Source organism: Acinetobacter sp. IK40 (assembly GCF_035615075.1).
Classification (GTDB): Bacteria; Pseudomonadota; Gammaproteobacteria; order Pseudomonadales; family Moraxellaceae; genus Acinetobacter; species Acinetobacter courvalinii.
This window is the reverse complement of record NZ_JANBOE010000003.1, coordinates 71,966-96,130: the sequence shown is the minus strand read 5'-3', so window position 1 is coordinate 96,130 and position 24,165 is coordinate 71,966. Positions and strand designations below refer to the sequence as shown.

The following is a 24,165-nucleotide window of genomic DNA, read 5'->3' as shown; positions in this document are numbered from 1 at the left end:
ACTTTAAGGATATCCATGTCAAAACGCATAAAATTTTTTATTAGCCATTTAGCCATTTCTTTTTTTATTGCTTTAATTGTTATTGGGATAGTTTTCTTTCTATGGTATCCAGCCCCCTTAGCAAAAGCAGTAGGGGTTACCAATATCTTTTTAATGATGCTGGCGATTGATGTGATCATTGGCCCAGCACTAGGCTTGTTGGTTTATAAAGAAGGTAAAAAAACGCTCAAAATGGATTTGACCGTCATTATTGTCATTCAATTAGCTGCACTTTGTTATGGCGTATATAGCATTGCACAAGGGCGTCCTGTCTGGATTGTACAGAATGGCGAGCGCTTTGAACTGATCCGTAATAATGACATCAATGAAGAACATATTGATACAGCCAAAGCGCAATATCAGACACCGTCTTGGTTTAGACCTCAATTTGTTGCGATAAATGCGGGAAATACGGTTGAAGAGCGCAATAAGAATATATTTCAAGCAGTGACAACCGGAATTTCTAATGCGATGCGTCCAGAGCTTTATCAAGCCATTGAAATGAATAAGCAACAAATACAAAAAAATGCCCATCAGCTTGAAGTATTAAATGCGTTTAATCAGAAGCATGACGTTGAAGAAATTATAAAAAAATATCCTCAAGCAGATGCATGGTTACCTTTAAGCTCGACAAGCATGGATATGACCGTTCTCATTAACAAAGAAAAAGGCGAAGTGGTTAAGATTGTCGACTTACGTCCGTGGAAGTAAATTGTAATTTTTGTCTGATATCCGATTTCTATCTTAAGGCTTAACGATATAATTCGCTAGGCCTTTTTTCATGTATGACCTATGCAATTTTTATGCTTTTTACTTGCCAGCATCTTGTTTAGTTTTGCCTGGCTATCTCCAGTCCATACCTATCCCTGGGTGACTTTTTCCAGTGAACTGGCAAGCTTTGGCGGTGGCGTGGCGTTACTGGCTCTGCTGTTCAATAAAAATGTAAAAATTCCACGTCCTCAAATTTTGATGTTGGGCATTGCGTTTATTCCACTATGCCAGTGGGCTTTTGGTTTAATTACGGATTTCAGTACCGCATTCCTGAGCTTCGGTTACCTGTTTGTGTTCTGGTTAATGATCATTGCGGGTTACAACTTAAGCCTGCAAGCAGAGCAACGCGAACGGATCATGCTGGGTGTGAGCTATTTGTTGCTGAGTATTTCGTTTATCAGTGCGATTATGGCCATCGTGCAGTGGTTAAATCTCGAAGCCTATATCGATGGAATTATACAGCTCAAAACCAGACGACCTTATGCCAACTTTGGACAACCGAATAATCTGGCAACCTTTTTAATTATGGGTCTGATGGGCGGCTTATATTTATATGAAAAAAGAAGGCTGACTTTGTGGCTGTTAATCCCAGCAAGTTTGGTCACGCTCTTTGCCATCACGCTGACCCAATCCAGAACCTCTTGGGTGGTGTGTATATTCCTGTTCTTTTACTGGATCTATAAACAATATAAAAACTCACCGCGATTTAATTTCCCAAGACTAGTGCTCTGGGTCGGGCTGTACTTGTTCATTGCAGGTTATTTACTCCCTGTGCTGAGCCAGCTCTTAAGCTCAGGCATTGATACTGGTGTGACCCAGACTGCATCCATTGCGCAACGTGCAGGGTCGGGGCATGAGCGCCTGGGTATGTGGGTGCAGATCTTACATGCCATTGCCGAGAAGCCATGGTTTGGTTATGGCTGGAGTCAAACCAGTATTGCGGTGTTCGAGAGTATTCAGTTCAATACCGTACAGGTCTGGTTTAACAGCGCACATAATGTACTGCTGGATCTGCTGGTCTGGAATGGTGTGCCACTCGGGCTGTTGATTATTGGCTATATCTCGCTGTGGTTGTTCTGGCTGAATAAGAATGCCAAGGAGACCAGCTCGATTATTGCGATCTTGATGGTCTGTGCCATCCTGATTCATGCCATGCTGGAGTTTCCACAACGCTATGCTTACTTCCTGCTACCTATGGGCTTCTTGCTGGGATTGATTCAGGCCCAAACACCAAAACTAAAAGGCATAACGGTCAATAAGCATCTCATTCGCTGTATTGGAGTGCTTGCACTAATCGTGGTATTGCTGATCTGGCGTGATTATAAGCTCTATCAGGAAAATAGCCGTCTGGTCTTTAAAAACCAAGCGCCTACAGCAGAAATTTTGGGTAGCTCTAAAATTATAGTACTGACCCAGTTTCAGCAACGTCTTGACTGGATTGCTTTAAAACCGCAAACCAAAATGTCTGAGTCTGAGCTAAGCCTGTTGGGAGAAATGGTCAAGAATAAAGCCACCCCTTATAACCTGAAGAAGTATGCGCAGCTACTGGCCTACAATCACAAGTTAGAGGAAGCAGAGCAACAGTTGGTGGTTTTGAGGCAGTTGTATAAGCAAAAGCTGAGTCTGGCAGAGATTATCGAATTAAATAAAAAGACACAGGTAAAACAGTCTTAAACTAGACTGTTTGCAATAAAAAAAACCAAAGCATTGCTTTGGTTTTTTTTATTGCTGTAGATTTAAATCTGGCTTTGAATATAGTTTTCAATACCCACATTTTCAACCAGATCAAGTTGGGTATCGAGCCAGTCCCAATATTCTTCTTCTTTCTCTAGAATTTCCTGGACCAGATCACGGGTGACATAATCTTGTTGAGCTTCGGCAAGCTCAACCGCTTGCTTGATCGCTTCAATATTTTCTTTCACTTTACGAATATCACAGTTCAGCACTTCTTCGGTATGTTGGCCGATATAGAGTTTGCCTAAATGTTGTAAATTCGGTAAGCCTTCCAGAAATAAAATACGCTCAATGACTTTATCGGCGTGTTTCATCTGACGGATCGATTCTTTGTATTCAGCTGAACCTAACTGTTCAATCCCCCAGTCATTAAACATACGCGAGTGTAAAAAATACTGGTTGATGGCGGTTAAATGGTGGTAAAGCACCTGATTCAGTTGGTTGATAACTTCGCGATTGCCTTTCATTGCGTTTACTCCAAAAACACCAAGTGTTGATGCCCTAGTAGCTAAGGCAATTTATCTTATATTAATCAACAAATAATGTTCTGGCGAGTAATTTATAGAACGGCAAATGAAAATCACAATCATAAGAGGAGTATTTGAAACAACCAAAGATGATTATAGGAATGTGATTTTCATAAAAAAACCGCTGGATGAGGAACCTTTGAGATTCTGCAAGAAGCGGTGGAGTCGTAAAAGATACTTACATGAATAAGTCGTTTTTAAATTAAATCAGGCTGCAATGGAAATACGTGCTGCAATTTCAGCAAGCTCATCACTAATAATTGCGCGTGCTTCAGGTGCACAGCGACCACAACAGGTGCCTAGGTCGAGTAGGTCACGGATTTCACGATAGCTTTCAGCGCCGTTAGCAACAGCGTCTTTGATATCCTGATCTGTAATTCCACGACATAAACAAACATACATGGGAGTGATCCACAAATATAAATGCGATAATTGATATTATTGATAATTGTTATCGTTTGTCAATGAATTTCATTCTAATGCAGTTCATAACTTTATTGGGAATTTGAATAAAAAAATACCGCTTTATCGGCGGTATTTTGAGTATTTTTTATCTTATTGATAATTATAAGTTAAAAATATCTTATGCAATGATCACAATGCCATCCATTTCGACCAGTGCGCCTTTGGGTAGACTCGCGACACCCAGTGCTGCACGCGCTGGATAAGGTTGAGCAAAATATTCGCCCATGATCTGGTTGACCAGTTGAAAGTGTGAAAGATCGGTCAGGAAAATATTCAGTTTGGCAATATCTGCCAAGCTACCACCAGCAGCAGTACATACTGCTTTAAGATTGTCGAATACACGGCGGATTTGCGCTTCAATGCCTTCTACAAGTTCCATACTGTACGGATCTAAACCAATCTGGCCTGAGAGATAGAGCGTGTTGCCAACAAGAATTGCCTGAGAATATGTTCCGATAGCAGCAGGGGCGTGTTCAGTATGAATAACTTGACGTGACATTAAGCTCTCCTAAGTCCTATGTTTTCTCTTAAACAATGCGACTTTAACACAAAAGTGCAAACACGAAAGCGCTGAATACTGTTTAGTCGCTGTTGTTTGAATCTATTCTTGAGTTTTTACTGGATTGGAATCTGTGCAATGTCGATTACGGCAAAGCTTAGGTGTTAATGCACGGTTTCGGCTTTGGCAACTTCGGGCTGTACAATTGGCATATTCAGGCGTTCAATACGCGGGAAACCAAAGTGCATGCGTAAGTCACGAATGATCTGGGCAATCTGGTTACGGTTACTGACGACGATATTGACATAGGTTTTCTGGTCTTGGGAGTGGACCATTTCAACCCCTGTTTTGGCTTTACGGCATTGATAGATCAGGTCAGAGATTTGTTCATCATTCATTTCCATATGAATGCATAGATAGGCACTGAAGCGGACATCATCAATTTCTTCAGATTGCCAGTTGAGCGGCATAATATTTTCTGGATGCAGATGCTGTTCATGCAATAAGTTACGACAGCGTGAGCGATGTACGATTAAACCGCGTCGTGATAAGTGCCCTTGAATCGGATCGCCTAGAACCGGATTGCAGCAATGCGCATATTTGACATCGACACCTTCAGTCCCCGCGATCAAGCGGTCGGACGTTTCCTGATGCTGTGAATAGTCTTGTGAAAATAAATGATTAGCCACCAGTTGTGGTAGCAAATCACCGACTGCAATCTGTTCAAACAGGGTATCTTTGCTACTTAAATGACGCCATTCAAGTACGTTAATCCAGTCGGTTTGCGATAGATCGTTGATTGAACGCTGGAACAGTTTTAAGGCCCGGTTCAAGGCTTGCTGACCGACCAGACGTTGCTCATCAATATCTTGCTCACGCAGCATGTTCTGTAAGGCACGACGGGCTTTCTGGGTGTTGATAAAGCTGAGCCAGTCCGGATTGGGTGTGGCCAGTACATCGGTAATGATCTCGACCACCTGTCCGCTATGCAAGGGTGTCGATAAAGGACGGATTTCGCCATCGACTTTGGCACCGACCGCATGGTTGCCTAAAAATAGGCTGGCTGAATAGGCAAAATCAACCACCGTTGCGCCTTGCGGTAATTCGTGTAATTGCCCGTGTGGGGTATAGACCCAGATTTTTTCTTGATGCAAATAGTCCAGCAAGTCGCTAAATGTGGTTTTGGCACAACCGCTATCGATCAAGGTATTCAGATTCTGCATCGACGCCTGAATTGCAGAACGGCAGGCTTGTGGCGCATTTTCACCCAGGACCACCCCGAAACGTGCAGCTTTGCGCATTAGTTCGGTTTGAATGGTCAAGGAAAGCGTGGTTTTCTCGCCCTTGAGCTTGATCATTAAGGACTGGTTACCCCCCGGAAGAGGGCGGCGAATATGGTCGCTATATTGTAAAACCTGAAAATTATCTTTAAGCGCATCGACCAGACGGTCACAGTCAGCAATGCTTTGTAAAATGATTTCAAAGGCATGGCTATGGCTGAGTTCATTCAGGTCGATTTCATTTTTAACAAAGTGACGCAGTAATTCGATATTGTTATTTTTCTTTTTAATGCGACCTTTTAAATCATGATTTTTTAATAGATCGGTCAGTTTCTGTTCCCAGATGGCCTGATATTCGCAACGTTTTGGTTTGGTTTCCAATAAGGCGGTTTGCACATCATTGAACATATCCAGATCAAGATTTTGATAGCAGAGATGCTCAAGGTTATCCGCCATTTCATTCATACCGACCAGACGTGCCATCGGTACAAAAATATCAAAGGTTTCCTGCGCAATACGGGCACGCTTATCGGGACGCAGTGCGCCCAGGGTGGTCATATTATGATAGCGGTCTGCCAGTTTAATAATAATGACACGCGGGTCTTGTAGAGTCGCCTGTAAAATTTTTCGGAAAGAGGCGGCCTTGTTATATTCTTTATCGCTGGAATGGCTGAGTTTAGTCACGCCATCAACCAGTTCGGCTACCACCAGACCATATTTCTGTCCGATTTCGTCTTTGGTAAAGTCAGTGTCTTCAATCACGTCATGTAGTAAAGCGGCCATCAGGGTATCGGCATCCAGACGCATATGCGCAAGAATACAACTGACCGCAATCGGGTGTAATACATAGGGTTCACCGCTTTTACGGGTAATACCGCTATGGGCTAAATCAGCAAAATCGCAGGCAGCAAGCACACGTTGAACGTCACTATCCTTGAGATAGGCTTCAATGATGACTTTGAGCTGTTGCTTGGCTTGGCTGACTTCTTCGCCTGGCATATAACACCTTTTTAACATGAATTCAGTAATGAATAAGCTTATCTTCTAATGAAAAGCAAATTGCAAAGCTTGTCAATTTGTTCATTATAAAAACTCGTAAATTTTTTCAATGAAGTATATTGTTTTTACCAATATAACGCTGAATTTTACAACAAACAAAAAAGCCCAGTGTCTTCACAATGGGCTTTTCAGCAGAGCAAATTCGATTTAGAAAGTGAAACCTTCTAAGTTTAATGAATTTGTAGACAACACCATATCAAGGTTTGATGTTTGATAGTCTTGATCGCGTTGTTTTAAAATTTCTTTAGTAACATGACCGACTGCGATCTCGCGTAATGCAACCACTGTTGGTTTGTCATTATCCCACTCTACAGTTGGTTCCATGCCTTGACGTGCCAATTGACGTGCACGTTTACTCGCTACCAGTACCAACTCGAAGCGGTTATCTACATGGTCTAAACAATCTTCAACGGTTACACGTGCCATAAGTTGTCTCGTCTGAACATCACATTTGAAAGACTGAGTAGTATAAAAGGCTTTTATACAAGACTCAAGTTATTCGCGATTAAGGGTAATCAAGTTTTGGATTAATTGCTGGTGGCGATTGCTTTGTTGCAAGGTCACCAAACGGTTTGCGGTAATAATTGCTTCCAGGTCATGTACTGCTTTATTGAAATCATCATTAATAATGACATAGTCAAAACTGGCAAAATGACGCATATCCTCTACCGCACAACTCAAGCGGTGTTCAATCACGTCGACAGAGTCTGTACCGCGATTTGACAGGCGCTGTCTTAAGTCATACTGGGTTGGCGGCAGAATAAAGATCTGTTTTGATTCAGGAAAAAGTCGACGAACCTGTTCAGCACCTTGCCAGTCAATTTCGAGTAAAACATCATGACCTTGTTCAAGCTGCTCTTTCACTTTGGCTTGTGACGTACCGTAATAGTTTCCAAACACCTCGGCATATTCGATGAAACCACCTTCATCGACTTGTGCTAAAAAACTTTCTTTACTGGTAAAGTGATAGTGAACGCCATCGAGTTCACCGGGACGCTGACCGCGTGTAGTATGTGAGACAGAAACGTGCAGGTTGCTGACTCGATCGAGTAGGGCTTTGACCAAAGATGTTTTGCCCGTTCCTGAGGCTGCAGAAACGACAAACAAGAGACCCGACATGATATTTTTCCTGAATATGATAAAATATCTTGGCTATTGTAGTGTAGCGTGCCATTAAACGAAATAGTTTGGCGTAAAAATTCAGTTGATCAGAGAGGTTGTTATGGAAATCGTGTTGGCCAATCCACGAGGCTTTTGTGCTGGTGTTGACCGTGCTATAGCAATCGTCAATCGGGCACTGGAATGTTTTAATCCGCCAATTTATGTGCGTCATGAAGTGGTACACAACAAATTTGTGGTCGATGACCTGCGTCAGCGTGGCGCCGTTTTTGTGGATGAGCTGGATCAGGTACCTGATGATTCTATTGTGATTTTTAGCGCGCATGGCGTATCCAAAGCAGTACAGCAAGAAGCAGAACGCCGTGGTCTAAAAGTATTTGATGCGACCTGCCCCTTAGTCACTAAGGTACATATCGAAGTGACTAAATATGCACGTGAAGGAACCGAAGCCATTTTGATTGGACATGAAGGCCATCCGGAAGTTGAAGGTACTATGGGCCAGTATGATAAAACCAAAGGCGGCGCCATTTATCTGGTCGAAGATGAAGAAGATGTGGAAGCCTTGATGGTCAATCATCCTGATAAAGTCGCTTTCGTTACCCAGACTACGTTGTCAATTGATGATACGGCGAAAGTGATTGATGCATTACGTACGAAATTTCCACAAATTCAAGGTCCGCGTAAAGACGATATTTGCTATGCCACACAGAATCGTCAAGATGCCGTACGTGATCTGGCGGAGCAGTGTGATGTGGTATTAGTTGTGGGTTCACCCAACTCATCCAATTCAAACCGTTTACGCGAACTGGCCGAGCGCATGGGTAAATCCGCTTATCTGGTCGATAATGCCGATCAGCTGCAAAAAGACTGGTTTAAAGCCGACAGTAAAATTGGGGTGACTGCGGGTGCCTCTGCGCCTGAAATTTTAATTAAACAGGTGATCCAGCGTTTACAAGATTGGGGTGCAACACCACCCAAAGAGTTACAGGGACGTGAGGAAAATATCACTTTTAGTTTACCAAAAGAGTTGCGTATACAGGTGATACAAGCCTAATTTTATTAGAAAAATGTGAACTGGAAACGGATGGATTGCACTCCATCCGTTTTTTTTGCTGCTTATCTGCTTTGTATTGGTTCTGTAAAAATAAAATTTAAGATAGAGTAGTGAATTTTTAAAAATTGGGTGCTGGGGAAATGGGGAAAACTCGGGGATTCACCTTAATTGAATTGATGGTGACGATTGCGGTGCTGGCGATCGTAGCTTCTTTTGCCATACCAAATTTTCGGGCTGTAAAAGCAAAGCAAAAGATAGACTACTCTACAAAAGAACTTGAGAAAACGTTGCTTCAAGCTCGCTATGATGCAGTTTTGCATCGACAGAAAATAACGCTGAATTTGGGTGAAACAGGAAATGCGAGTTCCCAGATTTTGTACTGGAATATTCCAGACGGCCAGCAAATCGAATATTTAGAATTTAAATGTGAAAGTAATCATTGGAATGCTGAGGCTATTGCAGGCGTAGATAAATTAATCTTCTCAACAGATGGCACAGCCCAACTCTCTCGTGGTTATACCGATGATGAAGGAAATGCTCAAAGAACTGATGTTGCGCTTTCGGCAATTGAGATAGCGATTTCAAATGGAGATATAACCAACTATGTCGAAATTACGTCCTTAGGCAAAATAACGACAAAGAAAGAGTCGAGACAGGGGCAGGAGTGTTCATAAATGCAAGCTAGGCATCAACGTGGAGTAGGTTTGGTTGAAGTGCTGGTTGCACTTCTACTGTTAGCAGTTGGTATCTTAGGTTTTGCCTTATTACAGGTTAAGGCATTGGATTCATCGATTGAAGCCTCTAAACGTATTCAAGCCATGGGTTTGGCTAAAGATATTGCTGAACGTATTCGTGCAAATCAAGATGGTCTGACCAAAGAAATAGAAACAACTAATGAGCAAGGGACCAAAGAAATTTATAAAGCTTATGTAAAGGCATTTTCGGGCAAGGAAAATTTAAGTTCTTATAATTATTCGGCTTGCTTTGGTACAGCAACAGCTTGTAATAGCGAGACTTTTGCAACTGAGGATGCAAAACAGGCACTCTATAAAGCCTATCAAATGGGGATGAAAATAGGAATGAACCAATGTGCGGGTTCAGGTATCCAGCGAAATCGTTATTGTATTTACGTTGCATGGGATGAAACAAATCCCAAAGATGGTTCAGACAGTAATGACTGCACCACAAATGGTAATTACGGTGCGGATACGAAGTGTATCGTATTGGAGGCATACTAAAGTGAAAAAACAATTAGGTATGACTTTAATCGAATTAATGATTGCATTGGTTTTGGGCTTAATTATCGTTGCAGCGGGTTTTCAGTTATTCGTTTCTGGTTCTATTAATTATAACTTACAGAAAACATTGGCTGAGCTTCAGGATAATGGAAACTTTGGTTTGAATTACATTACTAAAGATATACGTTTAGCAAATTTAGATGCCAATTTGGCAGTGATTAACGATCGTAATTTATATAGTGGACTCGTGCTAACCGATTTGAAGAGTTATAGCTCTTTATCTACGGAAGATCAGCCTGCACAGTCTGCAAATCTTCCTTTTCATTTGACGGATGAAAAAACAACAAAGATTACTTTGCTGACTCAGGGAGATGGCCAAACGGGTTGGAATGGTTCGAGTAATACTAATGAATATAAAAGTGATCAATTGGTGATTCAATATAAAGCGGTATTGCCTGGAGCAATGGATTGTGAAGGGAAAAAAATAACGAAAGAAGAAATAGATAAAGGCTTATTTATCGTACAACGTTATTTTTTAAGAAAAGATGGCGATGATCTTGCACTGGCTTGTGATGCTGGTCGTTATGAGACGTTATTAGAGACGACTAAATTACCTACGGGAATTAGTGACTATGGTGGTAATGGCGAAGTGATTATGCGCCGAGTTGACCATTTTCATGTGTTGTTGGGTGTTAAGGATAATAGTAAAGACGAATTTAAATATATGTCTATAAAAGATTATATGGGAGCTACCAATAGCTTGGTAAAAGATGCGACACCTCGTGCTCGAATTATGTCGGTGCAGCTGGGTATATTAATGCGTGGTGTTGAAAGCCTACCAAGTAATCAGGATTTTCCAGAAAAATTTCAAATTCTAGATCAGAAAGTGACTTTAACTGAGGATGCTAAAGCGAAGAAATATGTTCGAGAAGTGATCACCCAAACTGTTGCATTGCGTAATGGTTATGGATTAATGGAGAGCTTGTAATGCGTATTTCTATTCAAAAAGGTGCAACCCTTATTACAGTACTTTTTATTCTATTATTGATGACTATCATCGGTACATTTGCGGTTAAACAGAGTATTGTAGGTTTGAACATTGCGACTAATAGTCAAGCTAGAAATTTAATGCAACAAACTGCTGATGCTGTATTTTTTGCAATAGAGCAAGATAATAAAAATAACAGTATCTTGCAGAAAAATTTAAGCTCTTTGGGTATGTTGGGAATGGTGAAGTCCGATAGTTTTTTAAAGAAGGAGCTGGTCTTCTGCTATCGGCCTAAGACACAAAAAAATATGTTCGATTTAAAAAATGCCAGTATCGTATCTTGGCAGGAAGTAACTGATCCAAGTGACAATACCAAGAAAATTACTCAAATTAAAAATGATGAATTAGGGGTGACAGGCTTTTGCCAATACACATCGAATGATTTTAGTAGTGGTCGAGATATTATGATCTCACAAATCGCTGTTAAGAAAAGCGCTGTGAATAGTGATGTTCCTTTTAAGTTCTACCCTATTGGAACTGACACTTCGACCGTGCAACTGGATAACATTCAGCCTGTAAGAGTAGTGGTCACTACCATTATTCCAGGGATGGCGACGGGTGGAAGTTCTTGGTCTTCAAATACGACTGAAATTAATAAATGTTTTAAAAATTATACCAACGAGAAATCGACTGAATATTCAGATACGGAGACAGTCACGGACTGTTTTGAAAAGATTGGTGTGCCTTATAGTCAACAAGTGATGGATTATGCTGTGGTGAGCTATGCCACTAAAAGCAGCTAATTGGGGATAATGCAATGAAAATTATGAAACTAAAAAAAATAGTCGTTGCTTGTCAAACGGCTGCAATGACCATGGTAACCAGTGTTGCTGTGTCTACCCAAGCAAGTGATGTAGAGCTTTATAAGGCTCCTCAGACCTCCGAAACAACGATCATGTTTATGGTTGATGTTTCCGGAAGTATGACATCCACAGATGGTGGGAGTGTCAGTCGAATTAATAGTGTAAAAAATGGTATGACTAAATTATTACAAGGAGACGCGGCAGCAGGGATCGCACCTTTACCAGATAAGCTTGTAACAGGTTTGTCTGAGTTTAGTTCTTCAGGTCAAGCAAATGGACCTTTTGGTCGTATTAAATTAGAAGCTCGAGCTTTAGGAGAAGAAACAGCGCTTCCAGGAAGTCGCCCTATTTTTCAAACTCAGCAAACCTTTACTCAGCCTGCAACACGTACAGTTACACAAAGTCGTACATGGGGATCAACAACACAGACTAGGACTCTGACAGGAACTAGGACTAAGACCTGTGGTTTTATTATAAAAAATTGGTGTGATGTTTCTACAGTAACAAACTGGACAAATCCAAGTTGGTCTACCGAGACCAATAATAGCAGTGGGGGGAGTTGGAGTAATTCTAATACACCTGATTGGACATTAACAGGCAATGGGACTCCAACGAGCAGTGCTATTAATCCTAAAGAGTGTATTACATGGAGCAATAATAGCCCCTATAACTGTACACAATGGGAAAGTTCGACAAAAACATTAGCTGATTTTGATACATTGACACCACAAACAGCGAGTTCAACGCCAAGTTATACTAATATTGCTCAATTGGGCTCTTACTCACCACAGCAAGATCTACCTATAAGTTATGGGCCAGTAAGTGATTCAGCTTCGTGTACAAATAATAGTGCTAATTGTAAAAATGACCAGAGACGCACGGCGACTATAACCAGTACAAGGACGTATACTCAAAGTGCGACAGGTTCCTATACTGTTACGACGACGTATTATGGTACAGCTAAAGAGACACATCGTAAGAAGATGCTTCGTGCTGTAAATGGGTTAGCTCCTGATGGAGGCACACCTACCGCATATGCGTATGCAGAGGTTGCTGCATATTTAATGGGACAGACTACAGCGGGCGTTACAAACGCAACAACAATGTCTGGTTTTGTTGCAAACACAACGAATATTAGTGGTGCAACGAATTATATTAATCCCGCTTCAATAAGTTCAACGAAACAGTGCAATACACAAGGGATATATTTTTTAACAGACGGCGCACCAACCTATTATAAAGATATGGGCAATGCCCCAAATCAATATAGACGTGATGTATTAGAAGCATTTATGAAAAAGTCTTTAGGTTCTAAAGCAAGTTCTTTTTCATGTAGCAACACAAGTACGTTAGGTAATTATACAAGTGGTTATACATCCGGTATGGCTACTCCAAATGGTTGGGATTGTATTGGTGCATATGCTAAAGCATTGTTGGACCCTGCATTAAATCCTGCTGGAGTTAAAATTAAAACAGCTGTAGTAGGCTTTGGTTCAGATTTTAGTAGTAAAAGATCTTCAGATGAAAAAGATGCTGATAAATGGGGAGTGCTAGGTGAAGGTGGGAGCTATATTGGTAATAATGATCAAGATGTCATTAATAGTGTACTAGCATTCCTTAAAAAACTACAAAAGTATATCCCTCCTGTAACTACAGGTTCAGTCACAATTCCTGTTGATAATCTTGATACTCAAAATATTCAACCATGGGGATATTTCCCACAATTTGATCCAGCACCCAATGCCAAAGTTACTACTTGGGTCGGAAACCTGAAAAAGTACCAAGTGGTCAATAATGTTCTAAAAGATCAGGATAATGCCAATGTAATGATTACATCTGGTACAAAAAAAGGTGAAAGTGTTGATAATCCAAATGATTATTGGGCAGATCAATCAATTACCAAAGTCATCACTAAAATTGAAACAGTGAATAATGTAGATAAGGAGGTGGATTATACTGTTAGAGTTGGTGGCGCATTAAGTCGTCTACTTTTAGGTTCGGCAACCACAACTGGCACCAATCCTGTCGCTCTAGAAAGGGCTATATTTACAGATCGTAAGATCAGTCTAGCAAATGATAATGCAACTTATGTAGCGAATCCGATAGAGAATGGGGATCTTTTAAAAATCTCTACAACGGATTTAAAAAATAATAATGCAACGAATAATTTTAGTTATGACTCAAAACGAGGATATTTAGCCGCTTTATTTGGCTATGATGTCACAAAAGCAATGGCTTCTGGGCTGACACAGGCCAGTAATACTGCATTTAATAATTTCTTGATTCAATCGAATGCAACGCTCCGTCAAATGGGAGCTGTCATGCATTCAAAACCAATTTTGATCACACAAAAAGGTACGACTAAGTACGATGAGAAAACAGAAACGATTAGTTATGATGATCGTGATGATCTCATCGCATTTGGAACCACCCAAGGTCTTTTACATGTCGTACGCGCAGGTAAGAGTGCGACAGATAGTGATGCGGGTAAAGAGGTCTTTGTCTTTGTCCCAAATGAAATGATCGAGAATCAATCTGCTGGCTTTTTAACTCAAGAAAGTCAAGATCCAGCCTTACAATATGGAATAGATGGGCAATGGACTGCATATACAGAATATGCGACAAAAGCAGGTACTAAAACCAATGAACCTGTTGTTAGTGTTGCAAGCGCCAATGGTGGTAAGCAGTGGTTGTATGGTGGCTTACGTATGGGGGGGAAGAGCTATTATTCATTAGATCTGTCAGATGTGACCTCAGCTGGAGGTACGCCAAAGCTTAAATTCCGTATTAACCCTACTGGAACCTGTAGTGCTAGCAATGGATTAGGGTGTATGGGACAAAGCTGGTCGAAGCCATCGATTGCATGGGTAAATTGGCAAGGAAAACGTAAACTCGTCATGTTTGTTGGCGGTGGATACGATACGAATTATGAGAATTCGGCCGACTACCTGCCTTCATCTAGCTATATTGATCAGGGGGCCGGGGTATACATGTTTGATGCCAACGATGGCAGTTTATTGTGGTGGACGAGTGCAAACGCGGGTTCTTCTAATACAGCAGCGAATAAAACATATGCTGCTGACATGAAGCGTAGTGTAGTAAGTAGCATCAAAACAGTTGACCGTAATAGTGATGGGCTTGTTGATCATCTTTATTTTGGTGATCTAGGGGGGCAGGTTTGGCGCGTGGATTTAAATGCTTCTACTAAAGCAGGTGTTGCAACAGATGGGGAAAACTTTGCTACACGTGTCGTACGTATCTTAGATATGTCCGGAGAAACGAAACCTCCTCGTTTTTATAATACACCTGCATTTACCATACACAGCGTACCATCTGGTGGTTTATTTGCAGCTATCAGTATTGGTTCTGGAAATGTGAGCTATCCAATGTCTGCTACAACTAATGATGCGGATGCGGTTTATGTGGTATATGACAAGGATGTTACCCGTCGTAACTTGCCTGTTTTAGCAGAGAGTGAGTTATATACACATGATATTAAGCCAGATGGTGCAACAGGGAAAAAACTTGTAAAAAATACGACTGGAACTGTAGAGACAGCATTGAGTAATGGGGGGTGGTATTATCCACTCGGTACTCAAAAGCGGATATTGAATGATTCTGTAGCAATCGATAGTGACTTGTATGTAAGTATTTTTGACTCCTCCAAGGATATTGAAGATGTTGATTGTTATGGAGGGGTGCGCGGCGAAAGTAATTCAAAATTATTCTGTTTACCTTATGGCGATGCTGCATGTAAACCTGTAAGCAGTGGTTCTGGCTCAGGGAGCGGAGATGATGAGATTTTCTTGGGTAAAGGGAATGTTGGTATTAGCTTTGGTGGCATAAACCGAGATCGAGGAATGGTTCTCAATCTAGCAACTGATAAAACACTGAGAAAGTATAAGGGTAAAACTAAATTTGTTTCTCAACGTTGGTATGAGCGTTAATGAGGAGACTTTTATGAAACATAAAGGTTTTACCTTGATTGAGTTAATGGTGGTGTTGATAATTATTGCTATCCTCGCTGCAATTGTCATACCGAGTTATCAGCAGTTTGCGCGTCGTGGTGCAGCCTCTCAGGCAGAGCATGAAATGCAGCGTTTAGCGACTTTACTAGAGCAACATAAAGCACGTAATTTAAATTATAGAGGTTTTACAACGACTTCTATGGCCGTTCCTGTTAGTACCGTTGGTTCGCAAAAAAAATATACGATACTTGTTAGAGATGCTACTGTGCCTACAGTAGCATTGAATGACACCAATGCTTTAGGACAAGGATGGGTGATATTGGCGGAAGCGAACTCTACAGTAAATTATGGATCAGGATGTACCACGTGCAATGCTCTACAAGACCAAAATTATAGTTATCTCTTAACAAGTGGAGGCGTTCGCTGTAGAACAAAAGATAAACTCATTGGGTCTGAAGTATTGACCAGCACAAAATTAGCATCAACGAATCCTTGTGGAGCAGATAGTGAAAACTGGTAAGAACCTTGGTTTTACCCTGATTGAAATAATGATCGTTGTTGCGGTGATTGGCATACTGGCTGCGATTGCGTATCCCTCTTACAATGAATATGTAAGAAAGACTAAACGTGTGGCCGTGGAAAGTGAAATGCTTGATATTGCTGCTCGTTTACAGCGTTATAAGGTTATCAATTTTACATTTCTAAAAAATGGGGTGCCGATTACTTTGGATGATATTCATCACAATGGTCTAAGTCCACAGACTGGATTAACTTTATATAATTTACAGTTGTCTGATGTAGCTGCAGGCACATGGACTTTGACCGCAACCCCCACAGGAACACAAACTGGCGATGGTCATCTGGTTTTAAATAACCGCGGACAGCGCTGCTGGACCAAAGGCTCTGATAAGAATAGTGGTACGGCCTGTGTTCCCTCTGCAACCAGCAACTGGGATGGTCGTTAGCCTTATAACTGTAATAGCTTCATAAAAAAGCAAATCCTAGCGGTTTGCTTTTTTTATAAATACTTTTTTTTAATTCATTTAACATTATTAACAATAATAACAAGTAAATGTGATCAAATTATCACTTATCTGCTGTTCTATACCTTTTATCCCCTAATGGTAGCTTTTCGTGTATTTTAGGTTGAAATTGATAACTAAACATGAAAACAATCACGAAAAAATAGTGCCTCTCTCATTGATATAATGAATTGATTTTACTTACTTAAAATACTTGAGAGCGCTGTTACAACAAAAAGATTTGTGCATATGGAGGACTATATGCAACAAGCCCATTACGACGTGGAGCATCTCTCTTTATCTTGTGCACAGGTTAAACCTCGCTCGGGATTTACGATGATTGAACTGATCATCACCATCGCTGTTTTGGCAATCATTGCTTTAATGGCAGCTCCTTCATTTGCTGCCATGTATAACCGCCAAAAGTTAGAGTCCTCGGTACGTGAACTGACTATGAAGGTGTCAGAAGCAAGAAGCCAAGCCGTTTTACTTCGCCAGACTACCGGCCTATGTCTGGCATCTTTATCACTCGAAGACTGTGCAACTGCAATTGCGATTCCCAAAACTGAAACACAACGCATTTTTATTGCCCGTTTAGAAAATGGCGTGTCTCAAACCAATGGCTCTGCGACAAGTCTCAGTTTTAGAACGAATGGCAGTATTGCTGCACAAAAAGACTTTGTGTTGGAGCGACAAGGCCTTTCCTATTGTGTTCGGGTGGGGGTAATCGGGGATACCATTATCACGGAAGGAGCCTGCCCATGAAGATAAAACAACAAGGTGTGGGGCTGGTCGAAGTCTTGGTCGCGCTGGTCTTATTGGCGATCAGCGTATTGGGTTTTGCGGCCTTGCAACTACGGGCAGTGGATTCCAGTCTGGAGGCCAATAAACAGGTGATTGCCTTAACCATTGCACGTGATCTGGCAGAGAAAATGCGTGCCAATCCACAGGCGACCCGGGCTGGAAAATATAAGGTTGCAGCGGTAGAAGTCCCAAAAACGTCAGTATCAAATGTAGCGGATAAACCTGAAAAAATCGCGATACAGGATTTACAGAATGCGGCCCTACAAGCCAAAGACAGCGGGATGAATCTTGCTGTAGATCAATGCCCAACTGGTAATAACCGACAATGTATTTATGTCGCCTGGGATGAAACCAATCTGGCAGGAAATGATGGAATTGCCTCATGTATTAAAGATGGGGCTTATGTTTCAGGATCACACTGCCTGTTTCTGGAGGCGTATTAACATGGATAAAAGCCTCGCAGACTGTAAATCCTATAGCAACAGCCAATCTGGCTTTACCCTGATTGAGTTGATGATCTCACTCACTTTAGGGCTACTGATTGTTGCAGCGGCCATTCAACTCTTTATCACCGGAATTACCAGTTATAAATTGCAAAAAGCCATGGCACATATTCAGGACAACGCCAGTTTAGGCCTGAATTTTATTGTAGATGATATCCGTAAAGCCAATCTGAGCTCACCTGTACCTGCAGTCAATGACCAGATTGGTTATGCCGGAATTCTGCTGACTTCAAACAATGTCGGTGAAAAAATTGATCTGAATTGTGCAGATTGCTTTGCCAATAACCAGCTTAGCAGTTTTGGCAATGCCAATGTGACGGGGCTGACCAATGACCAGTTACTCATCCGTTACCAAGCACCCCAAGGCGGACTGGACTGCTCGGGCAAAGACGTGAGTAGCGGGACATTTGTGGTACAGCGTTATTATGTGGGATCAACCGCAAAGGATTCACGTCAATCCCTACGCTGTCAGGCAGCCCAATATCGTCAGGCTTCACTTGATGCAAAAACCTCAACAGATCGTTTGAAACTTGCCTGGGCAGGCAGTCAGGTGATTTTACCCAATGTCGATTTCTTTCAGGTGCGTTTGGGCTATATGGACGGTGATCTCAATAGTGCCAACAGTACCTTGGCTTATGCCGATATTAAAAACTATATGGCTTTAAAAGCAACTTCAAAAAATATTGATGGGATAACACAACTTGTCCGACCGCATGTCCATGCCATTCAATTAGGCGTGCTGGTTCGTTCTGATGACAAAACGGGCAACCAGTCGATTATTAAAGAACGCAATAAAGAACCATTTCAGGTCTTGGGGACTTCCGTCAAGCTGATACCGGCCTATCAGGATAATTATTTACGTCAGGTCGTGAATCAAACCGTCTCTTTACGCAATGCAATGGGGTGGGTTTCAGAAGGTTGTGATAGCAGCAAAACCACAACCTGTACAAATGGGGGGACTGGAACATGATTCAGGCTCAACGTGGTGCGACACTCATTGTTGTACTCATGATTTTATTAATGATTACGATTATTGGGACACTGGCGATACGTCAAAGTATCAGTTCATTGAAGCTGGTGAGTAATCATCAGATCCAGACTTTGCTGGCCCAGAATGCGGATGCAGCCCTGATGTATTTTCAAGATCCAAACACGCAGCAAAATCTTGCTTCTGCAAATGGTGTAGTCGGATTCTTTAAAAATGAAAATAACAAAGATGCAGAGCTGGTATTTTGCTTTTCAGGAGCAGATCCCTTTGCCTTGAGTAAAGCGGGTTATCGGCTAAACAGCCAATCTTTTAACATTAATAGCTCTGGTGCGGGTGCATGTACTGAAACCTCGGCAAAAACCTCAAGTGGCCGTAAACAGGTGGTGACTCAGGTCTATATCAAAAGACAGTTAACACCGACCCAACCTTTTGCTGATCTATCCCGTGGGACAGAGGTAACAGGAGCAAAGACCGAGAACAATATTCGCTTGCGTGTCTATGTGGTGTCGGTGATGCAAGGGTTGTTAACGGCTGATGCTTTATTTAAAGCAGACAATGATCCTGACAAAGGTTGCCTGACCAAGAGCATCGATAATAACGGCGTCAATGAGGTTGCCAGCTGTCTTAAAAAAAATACAGAAAAACCGATATATAACATACAAGTCGCAGAATATCGTTTCTTGTCTGACTTTGAACCAACAGGTTCATAAGGGGGAAATGCCATGAATAATAACAAGATGAAGAAACTAGAAAGATATGAAGGTCAGCACAAGAATAAAGTTAAAGGCTTGCTGCTAAGCTGTACAGTATTGTCCAGCCTTCTCATTCTTTCATCGGTGGCATCAGCCAGTGATATTGAAATTTATCAACCTGCAGCAGGCAATAAAAAACGTTTAATGCTGATGGTGGACCAGTCTCGTAGTATGGGCGGAGCAGGATTATTAGACCTAGTGAAAGACTATCCACTCTGTGTTGATCAAGGTGTTACCGATGTACTGGGTAAAAATGGATTAAATCTCGGTATAAAAATTGCAGGTCAGACCGATCTCATTAATGTCACAAAAGAAGCCACTGATCTGATTAATCAGGCGATTTTGAAAGGTGTGCTCGGCAATGGACAGGGACAAGGAATTTTAGATTCGATTGCTGAAATCAAAACTGAACAGCCGAATACGACGTATCCATTCCCGCGCCAATCCTGTACGGTCGTAACAACAGATGCAACCGTCAAGCTGTTAGATAATTTATTGAATGGTCTATTAGGGGTAAAAACAGGTTTATCGGCAGAACAGTATATTCGTGAAACCTGCGATCCGTTGATTGATATTAGTTTACTCAAATCCATTACCAATTCATCTACTGTGGGAATTTATCGCTGCTACGATAAAAACTCCCGCGTCCGTATGGCGCTGACGGATGTGTTAAAAGGTAAGAAGGGTGAGGCGGGTCTGCCAGATATGGAGCGGATACCTGATAGTACTATGGTCGGTTTATCAATTTCACCTTATAACCATATTGCCAATGATCGTGCTGGGGCAATTGTATTTGAGCCTAAATTGCTGAGTGATGTCTATACCTATAACGGAAAAACACAGAGTCATCGTCAGCACATCATTGATTATATTGCCAGCGCCAATATGGACTCAAAAGGTGAGTTTAATCTGCAAAGTTTATTGACGATTGTTCCTAAACTGGTGGGTGGTTTGCTTAATGATGTGGTTGCAACGCTTGGGCGAGTTTTAAAGAATCCATTTGATGCAGTGGGTGAACTCTTAAATTTAGAAAACACTAACAATGCATTAAAAGATGTTTTGAATATGCTGGGGCTAGGTGGTAACAATCCAATGGCAAGTACCTATGCAGAAACAGGAGCTTATTTACTTGGCAATACCACCAAAGGGACTGGAGCAAGACAATATGGAAAACGCAATTATCTTCTTAAAATAGGAGGGTTGGGAATTCCAACTAGTTATAAATGTACTGGATGGGAGACAGATGGTACAACATGTGCAACTTGGGATGATGTTGGGTTTTTAGGTCTAGGTAGTCTAGATACGAATGGCTATAAATCTGTTGATGCGAATTTGCTCAATGTGTTAGGGATATTAAGTGTAGGATCACAAGAGATATATTATGAATATCGCTCTGATGTAAATGCGAAATATAGCGGTTTTACGGATAGCCAAAAGAATAACAGTACAATTAATCCACTGATTAAAAGTAACGGTAATTTTTATCAAGCACCTTCAACTGCCCCACAATGCGATGCCAATGGCTTAATGGTCATTGCGGGCGGCGTACCGACAATAGCACCGACTTTAACTGACTCTTTATTACAACCTAAAGGCAGCCAATCCGAAGCGACTAAGGTCGCAATGGAACGTTTAATGGCGCGCTCTTTGGATAACTCTCAGAGTTTAAATGTTCAATATAAAGATGGCCGTTTGAATGATAGTTGGAGTTTTAGATGTAATTCAACAGATTTGAAGTCGACCACGCTTGGTAATAACAAGAACTCAAATGACAATACTGACTTTGCGACATGGCAGTGTATCGGCGCCTATGCACGTGATATTCGTGCATTAAAAACCAATCCAATTAAGACGGCCGTGATTGGTCTTGATCGCTCTTTCTTACAACTTCCTGAATATATCGCTGGACAAGAAAATAGCACGGATACGAAAGGCCTAACCCAGATTTCAACTACCAATGTTGCACAGGATCAGTTGTTAACAGGTATTGTGCCTAAAGCGGTAAGAGATTTGCTGGGCGTAACTGGTTCCCTCTTGGATGGTTTATTACCAAATAGTCTGATTGGAAGTGGCCTGACCACAGGAATTACCAGTTTGTTAGATCGTTTATTACCGCGTAATCCAGAAGACATCAAGAATATGGCGCGTTGGGGTGTGATTGGTGGTGGGGGGTGGTATAACGCAGCCAATAGCCAGAATATTGCGCAAAGTATTAAGGATTTTCACGATAATTTAGGTGTAACCGATGGTGATCCGATCGGGTTGCAGACGATACCTGAAGATCCGCTTACGCCTTATCGCATGAGTAACGATGTTTATAAAAGTATGTTTGAACCGACTGAAAAAGCCAGTTGGATCGGGAACTTCAAAAAATACTACGTTGAAACAGACAACTCGGTGAATAAGCTGAAAGATGCCTGGGATATTTCAGCAAACAGCTATGATGTACAGGACTGGAATAAGGGCGGGTTACTTGCCAAACTTAAAAATCTGAAAAATAAAACCGATAATTCAGATCCGACCAAGCCGATCATTACAGAGCGTAAAGTCCTGATCAATCGCGACTGTCAGCAAATTGACAATACCACCGCCTATCAATTCACTGAAGTGGGTGCCTTAAAGACAATTAATAATAAATATCTGGACATCAAATGTGGCTCCGCTACAACAGCCCGTTCCGATGATAAAGGTTATCTGCTGATGAATCTGTTGGGATATAACGTGGGGAATGCCGCAACTACAGCAGATCTGACAGAAGCAAACCGGACCAACTGGAAAGTGGGTATGAACCTGCATTCCACACCGGTTAAATTGACTCAGGAAGCGGTCTTTAATGCAGACAACAGTGTAAAAGAGCGTAAGGACTATATGTTATTTGGCACCACCCAAGGTGTTTTACATGTGGTTGATGCCAAAACCGGTGAAGAAAGTTTTGCTTTTGTACCGAATGAAATGCTGGAAAATACCCAGCAAAGCAAAGCATTTCTGGAAAAGCCAGCGGGTGTAAAAGCTGATATGGCTTATGGGGTCGATGGCGCTTGGACCATGTATAGCGAATACGCTTACGGCATGAAAGCGGTGAGTAGTGGTAGCGTCAGCAGTGAGATTGTCGCGACTGTGGGCGAGATCAAGAGCGATGGTAAAGTTGTCGCGAAAGGTAAGCAAATCGCCTATGGTGGTTTACGTATGGGAGGACGCAGTTATTACGCCCTGGATCTCAGCGACATCAGTCAACCCAAACTTAAATTTCATATTGATCCGGATCGTAATCGCATTATTAGCCTGCAAGCTGATGGGTCTTATAAAACCACCACCAATACGGCTTTAGCTGCGATGGGGCAAAGCTGGTCTAAACCGACCATTACCAGCATTATGTATAACGGTGCAGCAAAACGTGTCATGGTTGTTGGCGGTGGCTATGATATGGAATATGAAAAAACCGCACCCGTGATTACCAATGCAACCAAAGGACGTATGGTATATATGTTCGATGCAGACAATGGTGACCTGATCTGGTATGCAGGCGGCGATAATCAAAGCACATCATGTGGTTCTGGAGATAGCAATCATGGCATGAAAATGAAAGACTTATATAGTGTGGTGAGCCGGATCAATGCAGTGGACCGAGACGGAGATGGACTGGCTGATCATCTTTATTTTGGTGACTTGGGAGGACAAGTCTGGCGGATCGATTTGAATAAGGATCTTGGAACCAAAGATAGCGGATGTGGCAGTTATACGATGCTGTTTAAAGATAGCAATAGCCGTTTCTATGAAGCACCAAACTTTAGTGTCTACGGTTATGAGCAACCTCTTGCCGTGGTGAGTATCGCCTCAGGAAACCGCAGCCTGCCATATAGCGATAAGAACTCAAGTAGTACGGTTTATAATATTTTTGATCAGGATGTGGTGCGCAGCAACTTTTCGATCGGTAATAGTAGTAGCACGCCAAAACTTTTGGCAACGGATCTTAAAGCGATGCTGACAGCCAGTGATCTAAAAGGCAAAAATCTGGTGCAAGTCAAGGCCATGATTCCAAATGGCTGGTATGTACAAGCCAATAGCGTTGTTGGAAAAGAGCTGGATGACCAGGGGAATGAGACGGCTTTAAGCAGCCAGACCGGAAGTAAAGTTCTGGGCGAAATGGTGGTGATGAACAAGAGTCTCTATGTCAGTGTTTATAATCCAAATACTACTGCAGGGAATGGTTGTAAAATTCAAGCCAATGGTGCTACGACAGTGCAACGTTATTGCTTACCTTTTGGGGTTTGTGAACAAGATGTCAAAGATAGCACGATGAGCTTTGGCGCCGGGCATGGAATTGTTGAATCGATGGTGGGCGCAGGTATCGGACTCAATGACAAAAATGGAATTACCCGTCAGTTACTTAATCCGAATGCCAAGGATAAAATCGGAAGTAGCAAATTATCTGCGAATACCATGCGTCGCCAACTGGTTCCACTGACTTGGTATGAACGTAATGAATAAAAGC

At 41.8% G+C, this 24,165-nt stretch carries 21 protein-coding genes; 15 read left to right on the top strand and 6 right to left on the bottom strand.

What is annotated here, in order from left to right; genetic code table 11:
- Positions 1 to 15: 15 nt before the first annotated feature.
- Entirely contained in the window at positions 16 to 750 is a 735-nt protein-coding gene (tfpZ, locus tag MSG93_RS06820; RefSeq protein WP_324621109.1) for a TfpX/TfpZ family type IV pilin accessory protein, read from the top strand.
- Positions 751 to 831: 81 nt separating this feature from the next.
- Complete coding sequence (locus MSG93_RS06815) at positions 832 to 2,484, top strand: PglL family O-oligosaccharyltransferase (protein ID WP_324621108.1); 1,653 nt, start codon at positions 832 to 834, stop codon at positions 2,482 to 2,484.
- A gap of 62 nt (positions 2,485 to 2,546) precedes the next feature.
- Here the strand turns inward: MSG93_RS06815 and bfr are convergent, their stop codons facing one another.
- The 6 genes from bfr to gmk form a co-directional block, all read right to left on the bottom strand.
- On the bottom strand, positions 2,547 to 3,011 hold the full coding sequence (bfr, locus tag MSG93_RS06810; protein WP_005227625.1) for a heteropolymeric bacterioferritin subunit Bfr: 465 nt from the start codon (positions 3,009 to 3,011) through the stop codon (positions 2,547 to 2,549).
- 267 nt (positions 3,012 to 3,278) lie between these two features.
- Entirely contained in the window at positions 3,279 to 3,473 is a 195-nt protein-coding gene (locus MSG93_RS06805) for a bacterioferritin-associated ferredoxin (protein WP_004776027.1), read from the bottom strand.
- 181 nt (positions 3,474 to 3,654) lie between these two features.
- Positions 3,655 to 4,035, bottom strand: a complete 381-nt coding sequence (locus MSG93_RS06800) for a RidA family protein (RefSeq protein ID WP_005227623.1) — start codon at positions 4,033 to 4,035, stop codon at positions 3,655 to 3,657.
- Between the two features lie 164 nt (positions 4,036 to 4,199).
- Positions 4,200 to 6,314, bottom strand: coding sequence for a RelA/SpoT family protein (locus tag MSG93_RS06795; RefSeq protein WP_005282720.1), 2,115 nt, complete (start codon positions 6,312 to 6,314; stop codon positions 4,200 to 4,202).
- A gap of 207 nt (positions 6,315 to 6,521) precedes the next feature.
- Complete coding sequence (gene rpoZ / locus MSG93_RS06790; RefSeq protein WP_004657467.1) at positions 6,522 to 6,800, bottom strand: DNA-directed RNA polymerase subunit omega; 279 nt, start codon at positions 6,798 to 6,800, stop codon at positions 6,522 to 6,524.
- 69 nt (positions 6,801 to 6,869) lie between these two features.
- Entirely contained in the window at positions 6,870 to 7,493 is a 624-nt protein-coding gene (gene gmk / locus MSG93_RS06785) for a guanylate kinase (RefSeq protein ID WP_005227618.1), read from the bottom strand.
- Positions 7,494 to 7,596: 103 nt separating this feature from the next.
- On the opposite strand from gmk, the gene ispH reads away from it, so the two are divergent.
- The 13 genes from ispH to MSG93_RS06720 all read left to right on the top strand — a co-directional run bounded on the left by ispH (position 7,597) and on the right by MSG93_RS06720 (position 24,161).
- Positions 7,597 to 8,547, top strand: coding sequence for a 4-hydroxy-3-methylbut-2-enyl diphosphate reductase (ispH, locus tag MSG93_RS06780; RefSeq protein ID WP_005282722.1), 951 nt, complete (start codon positions 7,597 to 7,599; stop codon positions 8,545 to 8,547).
- 140 nt (positions 8,548 to 8,687) lie between these two features.
- Positions 8,688 to 9,221, top strand: a complete 534-nt coding sequence (locus tag MSG93_RS06775) for a prepilin-type N-terminal cleavage/methylation domain-containing protein (protein ID WP_324621104.1) — start codon at positions 8,688 to 8,690, stop codon at positions 9,219 to 9,221.
- Complete coding sequence (gene pilV / locus MSG93_RS06770) at positions 9,222 to 9,785, top strand: type IV pilus modification protein PilV (RefSeq protein ID WP_005282724.1); 564 nt, start codon at positions 9,222 to 9,224, stop codon at positions 9,783 to 9,785.
- Position 9,786: 1 nt separating this feature from the next.
- Positions 9,787 to 10,773 carry a PilW family protein gene (locus tag MSG93_RS06765; protein WP_324621103.1) on the top strand — a complete coding sequence of 329 codons (987 nt, stop codon included), beginning with the start codon at positions 9,787 to 9,789 and terminating at the stop codon, positions 10,771 to 10,773.
- Positions 10,773 to 11,576 (top strand): pilus assembly PilX family protein, encoded by an 804-nt coding sequence (locus tag MSG93_RS06760; protein ID WP_005282726.1) that lies wholly within the window; start codon positions 10,773 to 10,775, stop codon positions 11,574 to 11,576. Before MSG93_RS06765 ends, MSG93_RS06760 begins: the two co-directional genes overlap by 1 nt.
- A gap of 14 nt (positions 11,577 to 11,590) precedes the next feature.
- Entirely contained in the window at positions 11,591 to 15,583 is a 3,993-nt protein-coding gene (locus MSG93_RS06755; protein WP_324621101.1) for a PilC/PilY family type IV pilus protein, read from the top strand.
- A 13-nt stretch (positions 15,584 to 15,596) separates the two neighbouring features.
- A complete protein-coding gene (locus MSG93_RS06750) occupies positions 15,597 to 16,124 on the top strand; it encodes a type IV pilin protein (RefSeq protein ID WP_324621100.1) in 528 nt (175 codons plus the stop codon).
- 28 nt (positions 16,125 to 16,152) lie between these two features.
- A complete protein-coding gene (locus tag MSG93_RS06745; RefSeq protein WP_420714305.1) occupies positions 16,153 to 16,569 on the top strand; it encodes a type IV pilin protein in 417 nt (138 codons plus the stop codon).
- 318 nt (positions 16,570 to 16,887) lie between these two features.
- On the top strand, positions 16,888 to 17,391 hold the full coding sequence (locus MSG93_RS06740) for a GspH/FimT family pseudopilin (RefSeq protein WP_324621098.1): 504 nt from the start codon (positions 16,888 to 16,890) through the stop codon (positions 17,389 to 17,391).
- Positions 17,388 to 17,873 carry a type IV pilus modification protein PilV gene (gene pilV, locus MSG93_RS06735; RefSeq protein ID WP_199973304.1) on the top strand — a complete coding sequence of 162 codons (486 nt, stop codon included), beginning with the start codon at positions 17,388 to 17,390 and terminating at the stop codon, positions 17,871 to 17,873. Before MSG93_RS06740 ends, pilV (MSG93_RS06735) begins: the two co-directional genes overlap by 4 nt.
- Position 17,874: 1 nt before the next feature.
- Positions 17,875 to 18,903 (top strand): PilW family protein, encoded by a 1,029-nt coding sequence (locus MSG93_RS06730; RefSeq protein ID WP_324621096.1) that lies wholly within the window; start codon positions 17,875 to 17,877, stop codon positions 18,901 to 18,903.
- Positions 18,900 to 19,631: a pilus assembly PilX N-terminal domain-containing protein gene (locus MSG93_RS06725; protein WP_324621095.1), complete on the top strand. Its 732-nt coding sequence runs from the start codon at positions 18,900 to 18,902 to the stop codon at positions 19,629 to 19,631. The genes MSG93_RS06730 and MSG93_RS06725 overlap by 4 nt, the downstream gene beginning before the upstream one ends.
- A 12-nt stretch (positions 19,632 to 19,643) precedes the next feature.
- Positions 19,644 to 24,161, top strand: coding sequence for a pilus assembly protein PilY (locus tag MSG93_RS06720; RefSeq protein WP_324621093.1), 4,518 nt, complete (start codon positions 19,644 to 19,646; stop codon positions 24,159 to 24,161).
- Positions 24,162 to 24,165 lie beyond the last annotated feature (4 nt).

Coding starts and splice junctions, on each gene's coding strand:
- tfpZ (WP_324621109.1), top strand. CDS start 16: ATGTCAAAACGCATAAAATTTTTTATTAGCCATTTAGCCATTTCTTTT.
- MSG93_RS06815 (WP_324621108.1), top strand. CDS start 832: ATGCAATTTTTATGCTTTTTACTTGCCAGCATCTTGTTTAGTTTTGCC.
- bfr (WP_005227625.1), bottom strand. CDS start 3,011: ATGAAAGGCAATCGCGAAGTTATCAACCAACTGAATCAGGTGCTTTAC.
- MSG93_RS06805 (WP_004776027.1), bottom strand. CDS start 3,473: ATGTATGTTTGTTTATGTCGTGGAATTACAGATCAGGATATCAAAGAC.
- MSG93_RS06800 (WP_005227623.1), bottom strand. CDS start 4,035: ATGTCACGTCAAGTTATTCATACTGAACACGCCCCTGCTGCTATCGGA.
- MSG93_RS06795 (WP_005282720.1), bottom strand. CDS start 6,314: ATGCCAGGCGAAGAAGTCAGCCAAGCCAAGCAACAGCTCAAAGTCATC.
- rpoZ (WP_004657467.1), bottom strand. CDS start 6,800: ATGGCACGTGTAACCGTTGAAGATTGTTTAGACCATGTAGATAACCGC.
- gmk (WP_005227618.1), bottom strand. CDS start 7,493: ATGTCGGGTCTCTTGTTTGTCGTTTCTGCAGCCTCAGGAACGGGCAAA.
- ispH (WP_005282722.1), top strand. CDS start 7,597: ATGGAAATCGTGTTGGCCAATCCACGAGGCTTTTGTGCTGGTGTTGAC.
- MSG93_RS06775 (WP_324621104.1), top strand. CDS start 8,688: ATGGGGAAAACTCGGGGATTCACCTTAATTGAATTGATGGTGACGATT.
- pilV (WP_005282724.1), top strand. CDS start 9,222: ATGCAAGCTAGGCATCAACGTGGAGTAGGTTTGGTTGAAGTGCTGGTT.
- MSG93_RS06760 (WP_005282726.1), top strand. CDS start 10,773: ATGCGTATTTCTATTCAAAAAGGTGCAACCCTTATTACAGTACTTTTT.
- MSG93_RS06755 (WP_324621101.1), top strand. CDS start 11,591: ATGAAAATTATGAAACTAAAAAAAATAGTCGTTGCTTGTCAAACGGCT.
- MSG93_RS06750 (WP_324621100.1), top strand. CDS start 15,597: ATGAAACATAAAGGTTTTACCTTGATTGAGTTAATGGTGGTGTTGATA.
- MSG93_RS06745 (WP_420714305.1), top strand. CDS start 16,153: ATGATCGTTGTTGCGGTGATTGGCATACTGGCTGCGATTGCGTATCCC.
- MSG93_RS06740 (WP_324621098.1), top strand. CDS start 16,888: ATGCAACAAGCCCATTACGACGTGGAGCATCTCTCTTTATCTTGTGCA.
- pilV (WP_199973304.1), top strand. CDS start 17,388: ATGAAGATAAAACAACAAGGTGTGGGGCTGGTCGAAGTCTTGGTCGCG.
- MSG93_RS06730 (WP_324621096.1), top strand. CDS start 17,875: ATGGATAAAAGCCTCGCAGACTGTAAATCCTATAGCAACAGCCAATCT.
- MSG93_RS06725 (WP_324621095.1), top strand. CDS start 18,900: ATGATTCAGGCTCAACGTGGTGCGACACTCATTGTTGTACTCATGATT.
- MSG93_RS06720 (WP_324621093.1), top strand. CDS start 19,644: ATGAATAATAACAAGATGAAGAAACTAGAAAGATATGAAGGTCAGCAC.